This window comes from Streptomyces sp. NRRL WC-3605, assembly GCF_001509795.1.
Taxonomy (GTDB): Bacteria; Actinomycetota; Actinomycetes; order Streptomycetales; family Streptomycetaceae; genus Streptomyces; species Streptomyces viridochromogenes.
Map to the genome: position 1 here is coordinate 152,252 of NZ_LLZN01000042.1, position 17,085 is coordinate 169,336.

The following is a 17,085-nucleotide window of genomic DNA, read 5'->3' on the forward strand; positions in this document are numbered from 1 at the left end:
GCGAGGGCCCCCGGGACGACCCAGGGACCCTCGGCAGCTCTGGCAGGAGCGTACTGGTGCGGCACCGCGCGCTCGGGGCGCGGTGCCGCCATGTCTCACCGGCGGACCGTTGTCCGGGCCGGGGGACGGGGTGCCGTCGTGCTTAGCGCTCGACCTCGCCCTTGATGAACTTCTCGACGTTCTCCCGGGCCTGGTCGTCGAAGTACTGGACCGGCGGGGACTTCATGAAGTAGCTCGACGCCGACAGGATCGGGCCGCCGATACCGCGGTCCTTGGCGATCTTCGCGGCGCGCAGGGCGTCGATGATGACACCGGCGGAGTTCGGGGAGTCCCAGACCTCGAGCTTGTACTCCAGGTTCAGCGGAACGTCACCGAAGGCACGGCCCTCGAGGCGGACGTAGGCCCACTTGCGGTCGTCCAGCCAGGCCACGTAGTCGGACGGGCCGATGTGGACGTTCTTCTCGCCGAGCTCGCGGTCGGGGATCTGCGAGGTGACGGCCTGGGTCTTCGAGATCTTCTTCGACTCGAGGCGGTCACGCTCGAGCATGTTCTTGAAGTCCATGTTGCCGCCGACGTTCAGCTGCATCGTGCGGTCCAGGATGACACCGCGGTCCTCGAACAGCTTCGCCATGACGCGGTGCGTGATGGTGGCGCCGACCTGGGACTTGATGTCGTCACCGACGATCGGGACGCCCGCCTCGGTGAACTTGTCCGCCCACTCCTTGGTGCCGGCGATGAAGACCGGGAGGGCGTTGACGAAGGCGACCTTGGCGTCGATGGCGCACTGCGCGTAGAACTTCGCCGCGTCCTCGGAACCCACGGGCAGGTAGCAGACCAGGACGTCGACCTGCTTGTCCTTGAGGACCTGGACGACGTCGACCGGCTCCTCGGCGGACTCCTCGATGGTCTCTCGGTAGTACTTGCCGAGACCGTCGAGGGTGTGGCCGCGCTGGACGGTCACGCCCGTGTTGGGCACGTCGCAGATCTTGATCGTGTTGTTCTCGCTGGCGCCGATGGCGTCCGCGAGGTCGAGGCCGACCTTCTTCGCGTCGACGTCGAACGCGGCGACGAACTCGACGTCGCGGACGTGGTATTCGCCGAACTGCACGTGCATCAGGCCGGGGACCTTGGACGCCGGGTCGGCGTCCTTGTAGTACTCGACTCCCTGAACCAGCGACGCGGCGCAGTTGCCCACGCCGACGACGGCTACGCGAACCGAACCCATTCCGGTTGCTCCCTGTGTGTACGAGTGAGGTCCTGAGTGGATCTCACGTGGCGGTGTCGTCGGGCGTATCCGGTCGGGAGGTGTCTCCCGGCCGGGGCAGGCCGCCCGGCGTTCCATGAGTGGTGTCCGGCGAGTCGGGCTCCCCGGAGGCGGCACCTTTGAGGTCCCGCCCGGCCCGCTCGCTCTCGATGAGCTCGTTCAGCCAGCGCACTTCGCGCTCCACGGACTCCATCCCGTGGCGCTGGAGCTCAAGCGTGTAGTCGTCGAGGCGCTCCCGGGTGCGAGCCAAGGAGGCGCTCATCTTCTCCAGACGCTCCTCCAGCCGGCTGCGGCGGCCCTCCAGTACGCGCATGCGTACGTCCTGCGGGGTGCGTCCGAAGAAGGCGAATCGGGCAGCGAAATGCTCGTCCTCGTACGCGTCGGGGCCGGTCTGCGAGAGCAGCTCCTCGAAGTGCTCCTTACCTTCCGCCGTCAACCGGTAGACGATTTTGGCGCGACGCCCCGCGAGTGGTGCGGCGAGGGCGTCCTCGGTCGTGCTCCCCGGCTCCTCGATCAACCAGCCGTTGGCGACCAGCGTCTTGAGGCAGGGGTAGAGCGTGCCGTAACTGAAGGCGCGGAACACACCGAGTGACGTATTGAGTCGTTTGCGCAGCTCATAGCCGTGCATGGGGGACTCGCGGAGCAGTCCGAGAACGGCGAACTCGAGGATCCCGGAACGCCGGCTCATCCGCTCGCCTCCTCGCCTTATCTCTCGCTGATGTATCGACTCGATACATCAGCACGATAGAACGGCCTCTCGGAAGCGACAAGTGGAGAGATGGTGAACGGGATCACATCACCGGCTTGTGTCGAGCGACTTGCCTGATTTGGGGTGAAGTTCGGGCTCGCGAGGACTTTGACGGTGCGTAGTCTGTGCGCCATGCACAGCACCGGGAACCAAGTGACGCCAGAGGACGTCGTCGTCCTTGGTGCAGTACGGGTGAATGCGAAACCGCTCACATCCGTATGTCGGGGGGACCGGAAACCAGCCGCCGTTGCCAGGCGCCCAGGGGTGCGCCTGCCCGAGGAGTAGTCGTTCGATGAGCGAGCACCGTCGCAAACCGCCGCAGCCGCAGGGAGGCGGACGTGCCGCGGCCCGACGCGGCCAGTCCGGCTCGTCCACCGGCCGCCGTGCGGCACCGCGAGGCGCCACCGGATCTCCTTCCGACCCGTACGGGTCGGGTGCCACCGGATCAGGAGGCGAGGACCGTCTGTACGGCGGCCGCGCCGAGGCGCGACGCGCGGCCCAGAGAGGCAATGGAAGCCGCCGCAGGGCGGCCGAACCGGCAAGGGGGGGCCGCCGCGCGGCTCAGGGGAGAGGACGTTCGGAACCGCCCGCGGAGAAGCGGTTCATCGACTATCCGCGTGCCGGCAAGTACGGGGCCGCGCGCTGGATGCCGTCCTGGAAGCTCGTGACGGGCCTCTTCCTCACCTTCATGGGAGGTCTGGTCGCGGCCGCGGGCATCGGATACGCCATGGTGGGCATCCCGAAGGCCCAGGACACCGCCATGGCCCAGAACAACGTCTTCTACTGGTCGAACGGCAAGCAGATGGCCGCGACCGGTGGACAGACGAACCGCCAGCTGGTGAGCAACGCGGAGATCCCGGCGGAGATCAAGGACGCGGTGGTCTCCGCCGAGAACGCGTCCTTCTACGACGACAAGGGCATCGACCCGGCCGGTATCGGCCGCGCGCTGTTCAACATGGCCAAGGGTGGCGAGACGCAGGGTGGTTCGACCATCACCCAGCAGTACGTGAAGAACACGTACCTGAGCCAGGAGCAGACGCTCTCCCGGAAGTTCAAAGAGCTGTTCATCTCCATCAAGGTCAACCAGAAGATGTCGAAGGACGACATCCTCGCCGGCTACCTCAACACCGCCTACTACGGCCGCAACGCCTACGGCATCCAGGCGGCGGCCCAGGCGTACTTCGGCGTCGACGCCAAGAAGCTCACGCCGTCGCAGAGCATCTTCCTCGCCTCGGTCCTGAAGGGTCCGAACTTCTACAACCCCGACGGCGGTGTGGGCGCCAATGCCACGGAGAAGGCGAACACCAAGCGGGTCAAGGACCGCTGGTCGTGGATCCAGGGCCGCATGGTCGAAGTGGGGCGCATGACCCCGGCCGAGCGGGCCAAGGTCGGTGCCTTCCCGAAGCTCAAGAAGCAGAGCTCCAACCTCTCCGGTCAGACGGGCTACCTCATCGACCTGGCCAAGGAGTACGTGGCCAAGAAGGCGGGTCTGTCCCCCGAGGATCTGGAGAAGGGCGGCTACCGCATCTACACGACCTTCAACAAGGAGAAGGTCAACGAGCTGGCAGCCGCCGTCGACAAGACGGAGAAGAGCTTCCTCGACCCCAAGAAGCGCGAGAAGGACAAGCACGTCCAGTTCGGTGGCGCGTCGGTCGACCCGAAGACCGGAGCGATCGTCGCCGTCTATGGTGGCGCGGGCTACAACAAGGGTCACTACTCCAACAACGCCAACACCCTGGGTGTACCGGTCGGATCGACCTGGAAGCCGATCGTGCTGGCGGCCGCGATGAAGTACGGGACATACGAGACCGACGGTGAGCCCCTGTCGCCGATGGCCCGGTACAACGGCAACGACCTCCTCGTCATCAAGGACAGGAACGGCGACCCGATTCCGGACGGCGACAAGCCGTTCCGTCAGAAGAACGAGGGCACCAAGGCCTGGGGCATGGTCACGCTCCGCAAGGCCATGGAGCAGTCGATCAACAGCCCGTTCGCCCAGCTGGGCATCGACGTCGGCCTGGCCAACACGCAGGAACTCGCCCAGGACATGGGCATCCCGGCCAGCTCCTTCGACAAGGCCAACATCACGAACGTGTCGTTCTCGCTCGGTACCTCGACCCCGAGCGCGATCCGGATGGCGGACGCGTACGGGAGCTTCGCCAACTCGGGCATCCACTACGAGCCGTACTCCGTGGTCAAGGTGATCAAGGACGGTGAGCCGCTCAAGGGCTTCGAGCGCCCTGAGAAGGAAACCGCCATGGACGCGAACATCGCGAACAACGTGACGGACGTCCTGGAGAACGTGGTCAAGAACGGCACCGGTAAGAAGGTCGCGGACATCGGGTTCCCGGTGGCCGGCAAGACGGGTACGACCGACGAGAACAAGTCGGCGTGGTTCGTCGGCTACACCCGCGAGCTGTCGACGGCCGTGACGCTGTTCCGGACGGATCCGGACAAGGGCAGGCTTCTCTCCATGAACGGCACCGGTGGCGTCTCCTCCATCCACGGTGGTGACATCCCGGCGCAGGTCTGGAGGGACTACATGGCCGAGGCCATGAAGAGCTACGGCACGCCGGAGCCCTTCCCCGAGGCCGAGCCCATCGGCGAGATCATCAACGACACGCCCTCGCCGTCCGTGACGCCCACGCCCACGGAGACGGAGGAGGCGACCCCGTCCGAGACGCCGACCCCGACCGAGACGCCGTCGCTGACGCCGCCTCCCACGGAGACCTGCAACCCGTTCGACTGGCGGTGCGAGGAAGACAGCGGTGGGCAGAACGGTGGCTCCGACGGGGGTGTGACCACCTCGCCGACAGCCACCGCGACCGAAACCGATGACGGTGGCGGAGGTAACAACAACGGCGGCGGCAACAACGGCGCTGGAGGCATCTTCGGCCAGCCAGGGGGCTGACCGAGGGCCGAAGGGCTCTACCGCGATGAGAAGGCCGGTGGCCGGCACCCGAGGGTTCGGGTGCCGGCCACCGGCCTTCGGTCCTCTGATGCCCCCGCAGGGGCCGTACGGACGGTGCTTGAACCGAGGTGGCTGCCCCGTGCTGCGGCTTCGAAGGTGAGCAGCTTCTGCTGATCCCTGTTTCACGTGAAACGTCGGTTTCACGTGAAACAGTCACCGGCCGCGGTACGGCTTCCCGACGCTGTTCTCCGACGCGTGCGGCAGGATGTGCCCCATGCCCAGTGCAGAGACGACGCCCATGAGCGCGCATGAGCCGGATCAGGTGCGGCCGACCCGGGAGGACAAGGTCGCCGCGCATGGCAGTGAGCTGATCGGCGGCCCGATCGGGAGGCGCGCCCTGCTCGGGACGTCCTGGTGGACACCGGTACGGATCATCGCGCTGGTCGCCATCGGCATGTTCGCTCTCGGCCTGGTCCAGAAGGCGCCCTGCTACAACGGGGCCTGGTTCTTCGGTGCCAGCTCCCAGTACACGCACGCCTGCTACTCGGACATCCCGCACCTGTACCAGGGGCGGGGTTTCGCCGACGGTCTGGTGCCGTACTTCGACAAGCTGCCCGGCGACATGCAGTACCTGGAGTACCCGGTGCTGACCGGCGTCTTCATGGAGGTCGCGTCCTGGCTCACCTCGGACAGCGGCAGCATCCAGGACCAGGAGCAGTGGTACTGGATGGTCAACGCCGGGATGCTGATGGTCTGCGCCGCGGTCATCGCCGTCTGTGTGACCCGGACCCACCGGCGGCGTCCCTGGGACGGCCTGCTCGTCGCCCTTGCTCCCGCGTTCGCGCTGACCGCGACCATCAACTGGGATCTGCTGGCCGTCGCCCTGACGGCCGCGGCGATGCTGATGTGGTCGCGTGGCCGCTCGCTCGCCTTCGGGATCCTGCTGGGCCTGGCCACGGCCGCCAAGCTGTACCCCGTCTTCCTGCTCGGAGCGCTGTTCGTGCTGTGCTGGCGCGCGGCCCGCTGGCGGGACTTCGGGCGGGCGCTGGGCGGCACCGCGCTCGCCTGGCTGGTGGTCAATCTCCCGGTGATGCTGCTCGCGTGGGACGGGTGGTCGCAGTTCTACCGGTTCAGTCATGACAGGGCCGTCGACTTCGGTTCCTTCTGGCTGATCCTGGCGCAGAACTCCACGGACCCGCTGAGCACCGACACCGTCAACACCTTCGCCACGCTGCTGATGCTGCTGTGCTGCGCCGGCGTCGCGGTGCTCACGCTCACCGCGCCGCGCCGGCCGCGCTTCGCCCAGCTGGCCTTCCTGATCGTGGCGGCGTTCATCCTCACCAACAAGGTCTACTCGCCGCAGTACGTCCTGTGGCTGGTGCCCCTGGCCGCGCTGGCCCGGCCCAGGTGGCGGGACATCCTCATCTGGCAGGCGTGCGAGGTGGCGTACTTCCTCGGCATCTGGATGTACCTCGCCTACACGACCAGCGGAGACGCCCACAAGGGCCTGCCGACCGACGGCTACCACTGGGCCATCGGCCTGCATCTGCTGGGCACGCTGTACCTGGTCGCCGTCGTCGTGCGGGACATCCTCATGCCGGAGCGAGACCCGGTGCGCCAGGGCGGCGAGGACGACCCCTCGGGCGGTGTCCTCGACCGGGCGGAGGACGTGCACGTGTACGGAGCGGCGGCTCACCCGCCGCGCCACGCAGCCCATGACGAGGAAGGCCCGCAGGTGGCTTGGCGCGACCGGGAGGCCGTCGACGGTTCGCTCTGAGCGAACAGCGGGCGGAGGGCCCTACGCAGAAGGCCGTACACGGTGGAATCCGTGTACGGCCTTTCGTCGCTTCCTCGGGGAACGGCCGGGTCAGCGGTCCACGATGCGGTCGAACTGCGTGGTGGTGTGCCGCAGATGGGCGACCAGCTCGTCACCGACCTTCGGCTCCGGCGCGTCCGACGGCACGAAGAGGATCGACACCTGCATGTGCGGGGGCTCCGCGAACCAGCGCTGCTTGCCGCCCCATACGAAGGGCGAGAGGTTCCGGTTCACCGTGGCGAGGCCGGCGCGTGCGACACCCTTGGCGCGCGGCATGACGCCGTGCAGCGCCTTCGGCGCCTCCAGGCCCACACCGTGCGACGTGCCGCCCGCCACGACCACCAGGAAGCCGTCGGAGGCCGTCTTCTGCTGGCGGTAGCCGAAACGGTCACCCTTGGAGACACGCGTGACGTCCAGGACCGCGCCGCGGTACTCGGTGGCGTCGTGATCCCCCAGCCACAGCCGCGTCCCGATCCGGGCGCGGAAGCGGGTCTGCGGGAACTGCTGCTGCAGGCGCGCCAGTTCGTCGGCCTTGAGGTGGCTCACGAACATCGTGTGCAGCGGCAGCCGGGCCGCCCGAAGCCGGTCCATCCAGCCGATGACCTCCTCGACGGCGTCCGAGCCGTCCGTGCGGTCGAGCGGCAGGTGGATGGCGAAGCCCTCCAGCCGGACGTTCTCTATGGCGGCGTGCAGCTGGGACAGCTCGTGCTCGCTCACTCCGTGCCGCTTCATCGAGGACATCACCTCGATGACGACGCGGGCACCCACGAGGCCGTACACGCCGTCCACCGACGACACCGAGCGGATGACCCGGTCCGGCAGCGGCACCGGCTCCTCACCGCGGCGGTACGGGGTCAGGACCAGCAGGTCGCCGCCGAACCAGTCCTTGATGCGCGCGGCCTCGTACGTCGTGCCGACCGCGAGGATGTCGGAGCCCAGCCGGGTGGCCTCCTCCGCCAGCCGCTCGTGCCCGAACCCGTAGCCGTTGCCCTTGCAGACCGGTACGAGGCCCGGGAACTGCTCCTGCACGTGCTTGTGGTGCGCCCGCCAGCGCGCGGTGTCGACGTAGAGCGTGAGCGCCATGGCCGGACCTGGAACCTTTCTCGTGGCTGCGGTGTATCAGAGGTGTGGAAGCTATCGACGGTGCAGCTATTGACGGTATCGAAGCTGGGCGCGCGGGGTCAGCGACGCGACATGTAGATGTCGAGCGCCTTGTGCAGCAGCTTGTTCAGCGGGAAATCCCACTCGCCGAGGTACTCGGCGGCCTGACCGCCGGTGCCGACCTTGAACTGGATCAGGCCGAAGAGGTGATCGGTCTCGTCCAGCGAGTCGGAGATGCCGCGCAGGTCGTAGACGGTGGCGCCGAGCGCGTAGGCGTCGCGCAGCATCCGCCACTGCATCGCGTTCGAGGGCCGGACCTCGCGGCCGATGTTGTCGGAGGCGCCGTAGGAGTACCAGACGTGGCCGCCGACGATGAGCATCGTCGCCGCGGACAGGTTCACCCCGTTGTGCCGCGCGAAGTACAGCCGCATGCGGTTGGGGTCCTCGGAGTTGAGGGCCGTCCACATGCGCTGGAAGTAGGACAGGGGGCGCGGGCGGAAGTGGTCGCGCACGGCCGTGATCTCGTACAGGCGCTGCCACTCCTCCAGGTCCTGGTAACCGCCCTGGACGACCTCGACGCCGGCCTTCTCGGCCTTCTTGATGTTGCGCCGCCAGAGCTGGTTGAAGTTCTTGTGGACCTCTTCCAGCGAGCGGTTGGCCAGCGGCACCTGGAAGACATAGCGGGGCTGTACGTCGCCGAAGCCGGCCCCGCCGTCCTCGCCCTGCTGCCAGCCCATACGGCGCAGCTTGTCGGCGACCTCGAAGGCGCGCGGCTCGATGAAGTCGGCCTCGATGTCGCGCAGGCGCTTCACGTCCGGGTTCTGGATGCCCTGCTTGATGGAGCCCGCCTCCCAGCGCCGGATGATCACCGGCGGGCCCATCTTCACGGAGAAGGCGCCCTGCTGCTTCAGGTGCGCGAGCATCGGCTCCAGCCACTCGGTCAGGTTCGGCGAGAACCAGTTGATGACCGGACCCTCGGGCAGATAGGCGAGGTAGCGCTTGATCTTGGGCAGCTGGCGGTAGAGGACGAGACCCGCGCCGACCAGCTCGCCGCTCCGGTCGAACCAGCCGAGGCTCTCCGAGCGCCACTCCGCCTTGACGTCAGCCCAGGCCGGGACCTGCATGTGGCTCGCCGACGGCAGGCTCTGGATGTACGCCAGATGCTGCTCGCGACTGATCGTCCTCAGGGTCAGGCTCATTCGGGGCGCTCCTCGGGCTGGTGTGTCCCCATGGGAACAGGGGCTCCGGCTCTAGCGCCGAAGCCTACTGCGCCCGGGGAGCGCCTCGACCGGGCGTACGAAAGCTCCGCACCGGCGCTGGGCGCCTCCGGGGCGGTCGTGGGTGTTCTATGCGGTGTTGTGCCGATGTCCGGTGGCCGGCGTCCCGGCCACCGGTTCGACGAGGGCGGTCGCAGGCGTGTCAGACGCCGCCGAAGAGCCCGCCGTGTGCCATGCCGAGGAAGAAGCCGACTCCCGACAGCCCGAGGCCCACGATCAGGCCGAAGCGCTCGCGGGTCGTCACCGAGATCCATTGGCCGTAGGCACCGGCGGCGATGCCGATCAGGCCGGTCCAGGAGCTGAGCAGGTGCAGGTTGTGGAACTGGGCCGTGACGAAGGACGTGATGCCGAGCACCAGGGTCACCACGAGCAGGGCGTCCTGGAGGGGATGGGCCTTTCCGTCCGTGGCGAAGAGGCCTCCGGCGGTGTTGGGTCGCAATGCCTGTGCCATAGGGCACCTCCTGCGAAAAGCGGCGCATCGTAGCGCCATACACACCCGATGTGTACAGATTGTGGGCGACGGCGGCCGGATTTCAACCGGAAGCAGGTGTGCAGGTAGTGTGTACCGTCTGCACCGGTGTCTGCCCGGCCTCGGGAGAACCGCAAGGTCACCCCCGATTGTCAGTGGCGGCCGATACCGTTGCGTACGCATCACGACCCTCCTGCCACGGAACGACCGTGGCCGCTGAGTCCAAAGGAGGTGGGTTCCACATGCGTCACTACGAGGTGATGGTCATCCTCGACCCCGATCTGGAGGAGCGCGCTGTCGCCCCCCTGATCGAGAACTTCCTCTCCGTCGTCCGTGAGGGCAACGGCAAGGTCGAGAAGGTCGACACCTGGGGCCGTCGTCGTCTCTCGTACGAGATCAAGAAGAAGCCCGAGGGCATCTACTCGGTCATCGACCTGCAGGCCGAGCCTGCGGTCGTCAAGGAGCTCGACCGCCAGATGAACCTGAACGAGTCGGTCCTCCGGACCAAGGTCCTCCGCCCCGAGACCCACTGAGCTCCGCTCAGCTGATTTCGGGATTCGAGTAGCAAGCAGCCAGAGCAAACCCGCCGAGAGGTTCCCCCATGGCAGGCGAGACCGTCATCACGGTGGTCGGCAATCTTGTCGACGACCCCGAGCTGCGCTTCACCCCGTCCGGTGCGGCGGTCGCGAAGTTCCGTGTCGCGTCCACCCCCCGCACCTTCGACCGTCAGACGAACGAGTGGAAGGACGGCGAGAGCCTCTTCCTCACCTGCTCGGTCTGGCGTCAGGCGGCGGAGAACGTCGCCGAGTCGCTCCAGCGAGGCATGCGCGTCATCGTGCAGGGCCGGCTGAAGCAGCGGTCCTATGAGGACCGTGAGGGTGTCAAGCGCACGGTCTACGAACTGGACGTCGAGGAAGTCGGCGCCAGCCTGCGCAACGCCACGGCCAAGGTCACCAAGACCTCCGGTGGCGCTCGCGGTGGCCAGGGCGGTTACGGCGGCGGCGGTGGCGGCGGTCAGGCCGGCGGCGGTTGGGGCGGTGGCTCCGGCGGCGGCCAGCAGGGCGGCGGCGCTCCCGCCGACGACCCGTGGGCGACCGGCGCTCCCGCCGGTGGCAACCAGGGCGGCGGCGGCTGGGGTGGAAACTCCGGCGGCAGCGGCGGTGGCGGCGGCTACTCGGACGAGCCCCCCTTCTAGACCTTCGGGTCCAGGGGTGGGCCGTACCCCACACTTCTTGATCACACAGGAGATACACCATGGCGAAGCCGCCTGTGCGCAAGCCGAAGAAGAAGGTCTGCGCTTTCTGCAAGGACAAGGTCACGTACGTGGACTACAAGGACACGAACATGCTGCGGAAGTTCATTTCCGACCGCGGCAAGATCCGTGCCCGCCGCGTGACCGGCAACTGCACGCAGCACCAGCGTGACGTCGCCACGGCCGTGAAGAACAGCCGTGAGATGGCGCTGCTGCCCTACACGTCCACCGCGCGATAAGGGAAGGGTGACCGAAACATGAAGATCATCCTCACCCACGAGGTCTCCGGCCTCGGTGCCGCGGGCGACGTCGTCGACGTCAAGGACGGTTACGCTCGCAACTACCTGATCCCGCGGAAGTTCGCTATCCGCTGGACCAAGGGTGGCGAGAAGGACGTCGAGCAGATCCGTCGTGCTCGCAAGATCCACGAGATCCAGACCATCGAGCAGGCCAACGCTGTGAAGGCCCAGCTCGAGGGTGTCAAGGTCCGCCTGGCCGTCCGCTCCGGCGACGCCGGTCGGCTCTTCGGCTCCGTCACCCCGGCCGACGTCGCTTCGGCGATCAAGGCTGCCGGTGGCCCCGAGGTCGACAAGCGCCGCATCGAGCTCGGCACGCCGATCAAGACCCTGGGCGCCCACGAGACGTCCGTGCGTCTGCACCCCGAGGTGGCCGCCAAGGTCAGCGTCGAGGTCGTCGCGGCCTGATCGCCGCACTCGGCTTGATGAGCTGAGGGAGGGGGCCGCACCCAGCAGGGTGCGGCCCCTTCTTCGTGCGTCGGCCTTCGTCATGCCTTGCCCCTCGCGGCTCAGCTGGGACGCCGGGGGTTCGAGAAACACGTCGTTTCACGTGAAACCGTCAGCGCGTCGCTCCCGTGACGATCCAGCGGCCGGAGCGAGCCCGCAGCCAGAGCGTCAGCATCCGGACCGTCATCATCAGCGTCATCGCTGCCCAGATTCCGGTCAGGCCGCCGCCGATGACGGGGATCAGCAGAGCCACGGGGGCGAACACGGCCAGCGTGGCCACCATCGCCCAGGCGAGATAAGGGCCGTCGCCGGCTCCCATCAGGACACCGTCCAGGACGAAGACCACGCCGCAGATCGGCTGGGAGAGCGCCACCATGAGCAGTGCGGGCAGCGCGGTGTCCTGGACGGCGCCGTCACTGGTGAACAAGGGCAGGAACAGCGGGCGGGCGGCCACCACGAGCAGTCCGAGGCCGATGCCGGAGGCGATCCCCCACTCGACCATGCGGCGGCATACGGCCCGGGCGCCTTCGGCGTCGTCGGCACCGAGGTACCGCCCGATGATCGCCTGCCCCGCAATGGCGATGGCGTCGAGCGCGAAGGCGAGCAGGCTCCACAGGGACAGGATGATCTGGTGGGCCGCGACATCGGCGTCTCCCAGCCGGGCGGCGACGGCCGTCGCGATCATCAGGATGGCCCGCAGCGACAGCGTGCGGACCAGCAGGGGCACGCCGGCCTGGGCGGAGGCGCGGATGCCTGCCGTGTCCGGGCGCAGGGAGGCCCCGTGTGCACGGGCTCCGCGAATGACGACCAGGAGGTAGACGGCGGCCATCCCGCACTGCGCCAGGACGGTACCCCAGGCCGAACCAGCGATGCCGAGGTCGGCGCCGTAGACGAGGCCGACATTGAGCACGGCGTTCGCGATGAAGCCGCCGACGGCCACATAGAGAGGGGTACGGGTGTCCTGGAGTCCGCGCAGCACTCCGGTGGCGGCGAGGACGACCAGCATCGCGGGGATGCCGAGCGCCGAGATGCGCAGATAGGTGGTCGCGTACGGGGCGGCGGTGTCGGAGGCACCGAAGAGGTCGACGAGGAACGGTGCAGTGGGCAGGACGACCGCGACGACGAGGGCCCCCAGGAGGAGGGCGAGCCAGATGCCGTCCATGCCCTGGCGTATGGCCGACGGCAGATCACCGGCGCCGACCCGGCGGGCGACCGCCGCCGTGGTGGCGTAGGCCAGAAAGACGAAGACGCTGACGGCGGTCATGAGGAGGGCCGAGGCGACGCCGAGTCCGGCGAGCTGTGCAGTGCCGAGATGGCCGACGATCGCACTGTCGGCCATGACGAAAAGGGGCTCGGCGACCAGTGCGCCGAAGGCTGGGACGGCCAGGGCGACGATCTCGCGATCGTGCTGCCGGCGGGCAGCCTTGGGAGACGCGGGGGCCTGTGTCATGGCCATCAATGTAATCGTCCACAGGTAAGTGATGCAATCTCCTAGCACCCCTTACTGACCGTCTGGTGCTGTGAGTCGTCGCGCACCGTTCGAAGGGAACTTGGCCCGACCGGGAAACTTTTTCTTCTGCACAGCCGGTGGACGGCAAATGGGCAGGTCAGGGGTGTGGTGTGGGGAAGGTCGCAGTCTTGTTCACAGGGCTGTCCACCGTGTCGTGCACAGGTTTCACGGAGTTCTCCACAGCATCTGGGCCGTCGTCCACATGGCCTGTGGATAACCAGATTGGCTGACGCCCCTCGCACCTCTACCGTGGTCCGGCGCCTACTCCGTCAGACGGCTGGAAAACCGCCGCGAAATCCGACGTGACACAACCGGAGGTGGCGCTCTCGATTGTCAGAGGCGTGCCGTAGAACTGAGGGCATGCGAGGTCCGCTCGGCGGACGGGAGGAGGTGGCTCGGTGAGTATTTCCGAGCCCTTGGACGACCCGTGGGCCGACAGCGGTCCCAGTGATCGTCTTCCCGCCTCCCGTCGCCGCGGCGACAGCATCCGTGGCCGTGACGAGCAGCATGACCGGGGCAGAGACAGCGGGGAGTGGGACGGCGGAGGAGCCACCTTCGAGCGGGTCCCGCCCCAGGATCTCGACGCCGAGCAGTCCGTCCTCGGCGGCATGCTGCTGTCGAAGGACGCCATCGCCGACGTGGTCGAGGTCATCAAGGGCCACGACTTCTACAAGCCGGCACACGAGACGATCTTCCAGGCGATCCTCGACGTCTATGCGAAGGGCGAGCCGGCCGACCCGATCACCATCGCGGCGGAGCTCACCAAGCGCGGTGAGATCAACAAGGTCGGCGGTGCGGCCTATCTGCACACGCTCGTGCAGACGGTGCCGACGGCGGCGAACGCCGAGTACTACGCGGAGATCGTCCACGAGCGGGCCGTCCTGCGCCGTCTGGTCGAGGCGGGCACCCGCATCACGCAGATGGGATACGCGGCCGACGACGACGTCGACGAGATCGTCAACCGCGCCCAGGCGGAGATCTACGCCGTCACCGAGCAGCGCACCAGCGAGGACTACCTGCCGCTCGGCGACATCATGGAGGGCGCCCTCGACGAGATCGAGGCGATCGGCTCCCGCACCGGCGAGATGACCGGTGTCCCCACGGGATTCACCGACCTCGACTCGCTCACCAACGGCCTCCACCCGGGCCAGATGGTCGTCATCGCTGCCCGCCCGGCCATGGGTAAGTCCACGCTCGCGCTCGACTTCGCCCGTGCGGCCTCCATCAAGCACAACCTGGCGAGCGTCATCTTCTCCCTGGAGATGGGGCGCAACGAGATCGCGATGCGTCTGCTCTCGGCCGAAGCCCGCGTGGCCCTCCACCACATGCGCTCCGGCACGATGACGGACGAGGACTGGACCCGGCTGGCCCGGCGGATGCCCGAGGTCTCGGCGGCCCCGCTCTACATCGACGACTCTCCGAACCTGTCGATGATGGAGATCCGCGCGAAGTGCCGTCGCCTGAAGCAGCGCAACGACATCAAGCTCGTGATCATCGACTATCTCCAGCTGATGCAGTCCGGTGGCTCCAAGCGCTCCGAGAGCCGTCAGCAGGAGGTCTCGGACATGTCCCGTAACCTCAAGCTGCTCGCCAAGGAGCTCGAGGTCCCGGTCATCGCCCTCTCGCAGCTCAACCGTGGTCCCGAGCAGCGCACCGACAAGAAGCCGATGGTGTCCGACCTGCGTGAGTCCGGCTCCATCGAGCAGGACGCCGACATGGTCATCCTGCTGCACCGCGAGGACGCCTACGAGAAGGAGTCGCCCCGCGCCGGCGAGGCCGACATCATCGTGGGCAAGCACCGTAACGGCCCGACGGCGACGATCACCGTCGCCTTCCAGGGCCACTACTCCCGCTTCGTGGACATGGCCCAGACCTGACGGGCACAGCGGCCGATCCCGGCCCGGGCCGGAATGGGCTCGACCTATGCGTGGTCGGCGGGGTGGACTGGGGGTATGACGACATCTCAGGAAGAGCTGTTGCCCGCCACGCGGCGTGCGTTGGTGCATCGGATCTCCGTGGCGCAGGCCGAAGGGCGGGCGCCCTCGTTGGTCGCGGCGGTCGTGCGGGGTGGCCGGGCGGTGTGGCACGGCTCGCGTACCTCCGTCGACGGGCACGGGCCGGACGAGAACGTGCAGTACAGGATCGGCTCGATCACCAAGACGTTCACGGCCGTGCTCGTGCTGCGTCTGCGGGACGAGGGCCTGCTCGACCTCGGTGACCCACTGGAGAAGCATCTGCCGGGTACCGGCGCGGGGGAGGCCACGATCGCCCAACTGCTGGCGCACAGCAGCGGGCTGGCGGCCGAGTCGCCCGCGCCCTGGTGGGAGCGGACCTCCGGGGCGCTGCGGCCCGAGCTCGCGGATGTCCTGGGTGAGCAGCCGTTCCTGCATCCGACGGGGCGCAGGTTTCATTACTCGAACCCCGGCTACACCGTGCTGGGCGCGCTGGTCGAGAAGCTGCGCAAGGCGCCCTGGGAGGACGTCCTGAGCGGCGAGGTGCTCGAACCTCTCGGCCTCTCGCGCACCACCACCCGGCCCCAGGCCCCGCACGCGGGCGGCTGGGCCGTGCACCCCTGGGCCGATGTCATGCTTCCCGAACCGGCGGAGGACCTGGGCAGGATGGCTCCCGCGGGTCAGCTGTGGTCGACGACCGCCGACCTGGCACGGTTCGCCGCCTTCCTGGCCCACGGGGACGAACGGGTCCTGAGCGCCGAGACTCTGCGGGAGATGAGGACGCCCGCGGCCTCGCACGAGACGGCGGACGTGGCGAGCGGCTACGCGTACGGCCTCGGCCTGGAGACCCGGCATCAGGACGGCAGGACGCTCGTCGGGCACACGGGGTCCCTGCCGGGGTTTCTGGCCTGCCTCACCCTGAGCATGGACGACGACGTGGCGGCCGTGGTCCTCGCCAACTGCACATCCGGACCGCTGCCGTTCACGGTCGCCGCCGACCTCGTCCGGATCGTCGCCGAGGCCGAGCCGCGCATCCCCGAGCCCTGGCGCCCGATGCCCGAGGTCGATCCGGCGGTGCTGGAGCTGGCGGGGCCCTGGTACTGGGGTACCCACGCCTTTGCCCTGCGTCTCATCGCGGACGGCATGGTGGTGCTGGAGCCGCTGTCCGGGAAGGGCCGCGGTTCGCGCTTCCGGCCGAACGGGGACGGTACCTGGACAGGACTGGAGGGCTACTACGCGGGCGAGCGCCTGAAGGCCGTACGGCGGCCCGACGGCACGGTGGACCACCTGGACCTCGGGTCCTTCGTCTTCACGCGGCAGCCGTACGACGAGGGGGCTGCGGTGCCGGGTGGTGTGGACCCCGAGGGTTGGCGGGGATTCGGGACCGTCTGACGGACGAGCGAAGCGCCTGTTTCACGTGAAACAGGCGCTTCTTCGTCGGTACGAGCCGTCAGAGCTGGAGCTTGAAGCCCGTGTGGGACGCGGTGAAGCCCAGGCGCTGGTAGAAGCGGTGCGCGTCCGTGCGGGTCTTGTCGGACGTCAGTTGCACCAGCCGGCAGTCCTGGCGCCGGGACTCGTCCACCGCCCACTCGATGAGCTGGGTTCCGAGACCGCTCCCGCGTTCGTCGGCGTGGATACGGACGCCTTCGATGATCGACCGGGTCGCCCCGCGCCGCGACAGCCCCGGAACGATCGTGAGCTGCAGTGTGCCGACGACGCGGCCCTCGCGCACGGCGACGACCACATGCTGGTGAGGATCGCCCTGGAGGCGCTCCAGGGCGGCCAGGTAGGGGGTCAGGTCGTCCGGTGACTCGCGCTGGGCGCCCAGCGGATCGTCGGCGAGCATGCCGACGATGGCCGGGACGTCGTCGGCGACAGCGGGCCGTATCTCAAGATCTCCCATGCCCGCACCCTATGCGGAGGCGGGAAGCGACTCCACCACGCGGACGAGGGGGGCGAGTTCGGGGTTGCGGGCGGCGTCGTCGAGGGCTTCGCGGAGGGCTTTGTCGTTGGTGGGGCGGGCCTGGTCGAGGAGGCGGAGT

15 protein-coding genes and 1 pseudogene are annotated in these 17,085 nt (G+C 68.2%); 8 read left to right on the forward strand and 8 right to left on the reverse strand.

The annotated features are described in order from the left end of the window. Positions 1-142: 142 nt before the first annotated feature. Positions 143-1,225 (reverse strand): inositol-3-phosphate synthase, encoded by a 1,083-nt coding sequence (locus tag ADL34_RS09715; RefSeq protein ID WP_062665908.1) that lies wholly within the window; start codon positions 1,223-1,225, stop codon positions 143-145. Between the two features lie 43 nt (positions 1,226-1,268). Next, the gene (locus ADL34_RS09720; protein WP_062665906.1) at positions 1,269-1,952 is read right to left on the reverse strand and encodes a PadR family transcriptional regulator; all 684 of its coding nucleotides are present in this window, start codon (positions 1,950-1,952) and stop codon (positions 1,269-1,271) included. 352 nt (positions 1,953-2,304) lie between these two features. Here ADL34_RS09720 and ADL34_RS09725 point away from each other — a divergent pair, with 352 nt between their 5' ends. Next, positions 2,305-4,923, forward strand: coding sequence for a transglycosylase domain-containing protein (locus ADL34_RS09725; protein WP_079034053.1), 2,619 nt, complete (start codon positions 2,305-2,307; stop codon positions 4,921-4,923). 274 nt (positions 4,924-5,197) lie between these two features. After that, entirely contained in the window at positions 5,198-6,700 is a 1,503-nt protein-coding gene (locus tag ADL34_RS09730; RefSeq protein ID WP_062665902.1) for a glycosyltransferase family 87 protein, read from the forward strand. A 90-nt stretch (positions 6,701-6,790) separates the two neighbouring features. Here the strand turns inward: ADL34_RS09730 and ADL34_RS09735 are convergent, their stop codons facing one another. The 3 genes from ADL34_RS09735 to ADL34_RS09745 all read right to left on the reverse strand — a co-directional run bounded on the left by ADL34_RS09735 (position 6,791) and on the right by ADL34_RS09745 (position 9,568). Further along, a complete protein-coding gene (locus ADL34_RS09735) occupies positions 6,791-7,822 on the reverse strand; it encodes an alanine racemase (RefSeq protein WP_062665901.1) in 1,032 nt (343 codons plus the stop codon). 98 nt (positions 7,823-7,920) lie between these two features. Beyond that, positions 7,921-9,039: a peptidoglycan bridge formation glycyltransferase FemX gene (gene femX, locus ADL34_RS09740; protein WP_062665899.1), complete on the reverse strand. Its 1,119-nt coding sequence runs from the start codon at positions 9,037-9,039 to the stop codon at positions 7,921-7,923. 220 nt (positions 9,040-9,259) lie between these two features. Next, complete coding sequence (locus ADL34_RS09745) at positions 9,260-9,568, reverse strand: hypothetical protein (protein WP_062665897.1); 309 nt, start codon at positions 9,566-9,568, stop codon at positions 9,260-9,262. A gap of 260 nt (positions 9,569-9,828) precedes the next feature. Here ADL34_RS09745 and rpsF point away from each other — a divergent pair, with 260 nt between their 5' ends. The 4 genes from rpsF to rplI all read left to right on the forward strand — a co-directional run bounded on the left by rpsF (position 9,829) and on the right by rplI (position 11,542). After that, the gene (gene rpsF / locus ADL34_RS09750; protein ID WP_005482942.1) at positions 9,829-10,119 is read left to right on the forward strand and encodes a 30S ribosomal protein S6; all 291 of its coding nucleotides are present in this window, start codon (positions 9,829-9,831) and stop codon (positions 10,117-10,119) included. A gap of 68 nt (positions 10,120-10,187) precedes the next feature. Then, positions 10,188-10,781 carry a single-stranded DNA-binding protein gene (locus ADL34_RS09755; RefSeq protein WP_062665895.1) on the forward strand — a complete coding sequence of 198 codons (594 nt, stop codon included), beginning with the start codon at positions 10,188-10,190 and terminating at the stop codon, positions 10,779-10,781. A gap of 59 nt (positions 10,782-10,840) precedes the next feature. Continuing rightward, the gene (rpsR, locus tag ADL34_RS09760; RefSeq protein ID WP_003949403.1) at positions 10,841-11,077 is read left to right on the forward strand and encodes a 30S ribosomal protein S18; all 237 of its coding nucleotides are present in this window, start codon (positions 10,841-10,843) and stop codon (positions 11,075-11,077) included. Between the two features lie 18 nt (positions 11,078-11,095). Beyond that, on the forward strand, positions 11,096-11,542 hold the full coding sequence (gene rplI, locus ADL34_RS09765) for a 50S ribosomal protein L9 (protein WP_062665893.1): 447 nt from the start codon (positions 11,096-11,098) through the stop codon (positions 11,540-11,542). A gap of 151 nt (positions 11,543-11,693) precedes the next feature. Here rplI and ADL34_RS09770 read toward each other — a convergent pair whose 3' ends face one another. Continuing rightward, positions 11,694-13,031: an MATE family efflux transporter gene (locus tag ADL34_RS09770; protein WP_062666073.1), complete on the reverse strand. Its 1,338-nt coding sequence runs from the start codon at positions 13,029-13,031 to the stop codon at positions 11,694-11,696. A gap of 458 nt (positions 13,032-13,489) precedes the next feature. Here ADL34_RS09770 and dnaB point away from each other — a divergent pair, with 458 nt between their 5' ends. Further along, a complete protein-coding gene (dnaB, locus tag ADL34_RS09775) occupies positions 13,490-14,968 on the forward strand; it encodes a replicative DNA helicase (protein ID WP_062665891.1) in 1,479 nt (492 codons plus the stop codon). Positions 14,969-15,043: 75 nt separating this feature from the next. Further along, the gene (locus ADL34_RS09780) at positions 15,044-16,435 is read left to right on the forward strand and encodes a serine hydrolase domain-containing protein (protein ID WP_062665890.1); all 1,392 of its coding nucleotides are present in this window, start codon (positions 15,044-15,046) and stop codon (positions 16,433-16,435) included. A gap of 58 nt (positions 16,436-16,493) precedes the next feature. Here ADL34_RS09780 and ADL34_RS09785 read toward each other — a convergent pair whose 3' ends face one another. Continuing rightward, positions 16,494-16,946 carry a GNAT family N-acetyltransferase gene (locus ADL34_RS09785; protein WP_062665888.1) on the reverse strand — a complete coding sequence of 151 codons (453 nt, stop codon included), beginning with the start codon at positions 16,944-16,946 and terminating at the stop codon, positions 16,494-16,496. A 9-nt stretch (positions 16,947-16,955) separates the two neighbouring features. Then, positions 16,956-17,085 (reverse strand): annotated as a pseudogene (locus ADL34_RS09790) (MarR family transcriptional regulator); the annotation flags it as partial.

What these genes read in the sequence shown, in the direction of transcription:
- ADL34_RS09780 (WP_062665890.1), top strand. Translation starts at nt 15,044, where the DNA reads ATGACGACATCTCAGGAAGAGCTGTTGCCCGCCACGCGGCGTGCGTTG.
- ADL34_RS09755 (WP_062665895.1), top strand. Translation starts at nt 10,188, where the DNA reads ATGGCAGGCGAGACCGTCATCACGGTGGTCGGCAATCTTGTCGACGAC.
- ADL34_RS09745 (WP_062665897.1), bottom strand. Translation starts at nt 9,568, where the DNA reads ATGGCACAGGCATTGCGACCCAACACCGCCGGAGGCCTCTTCGCCACG.
- ADL34_RS09770 (WP_062666073.1), bottom strand. Translation starts at nt 13,031, where the DNA reads ATGACACAGGCCCCCGCGTCTCCCAAGGCTGCCCGCCGGCAGCACGAT.
- rpsF (WP_005482942.1), top strand. Translation starts at nt 9,829, where the DNA reads ATGCGTCACTACGAGGTGATGGTCATCCTCGACCCCGATCTGGAGGAG.
- ADL34_RS09725 (WP_079034053.1), top strand. Translation starts at nt 2,305, where the DNA reads ATGAGCGAGCACCGTCGCAAACCGCCGCAGCCGCAGGGAGGCGGACGT.
- ADL34_RS09715 (WP_062665908.1), bottom strand. Translation starts at nt 1,225, where the DNA reads ATGGGTTCGGTTCGCGTAGCCGTCGTCGGCGTGGGCAACTGCGCCGCG.
- rpsR (WP_003949403.1), top strand. Translation starts at nt 10,841, where the DNA reads ATGGCGAAGCCGCCTGTGCGCAAGCCGAAGAAGAAGGTCTGCGCTTTC.
- ADL34_RS09785 (WP_062665888.1), bottom strand. Translation starts at nt 16,946, where the DNA reads ATGGGAGATCTTGAGATACGGCCCGCTGTCGCCGACGACGTCCCGGCC.
- femX (WP_062665899.1), bottom strand. Translation starts at nt 9,039, where the DNA reads ATGAGCCTGACCCTGAGGACGATCAGTCGCGAGCAGCATCTGGCGTAC.
- ADL34_RS09730 (WP_062665902.1), top strand. Translation starts at nt 5,198, where the DNA reads ATGCCCAGTGCAGAGACGACGCCCATGAGCGCGCATGAGCCGGATCAG.
- ADL34_RS09720 (WP_062665906.1), bottom strand. Translation starts at nt 1,952, where the DNA reads ATGAGCCGGCGTTCCGGGATCCTCGAGTTCGCCGTTCTCGGACTGCTC.
- ADL34_RS09735 (WP_062665901.1), bottom strand. Translation starts at nt 7,822, where the DNA reads ATGGCGCTCACGCTCTACGTCGACACCGCGCGCTGGCGGGCGCACCAC.
- rplI (WP_062665893.1), top strand. Translation starts at nt 11,096, where the DNA reads ATGAAGATCATCCTCACCCACGAGGTCTCCGGCCTCGGTGCCGCGGGC.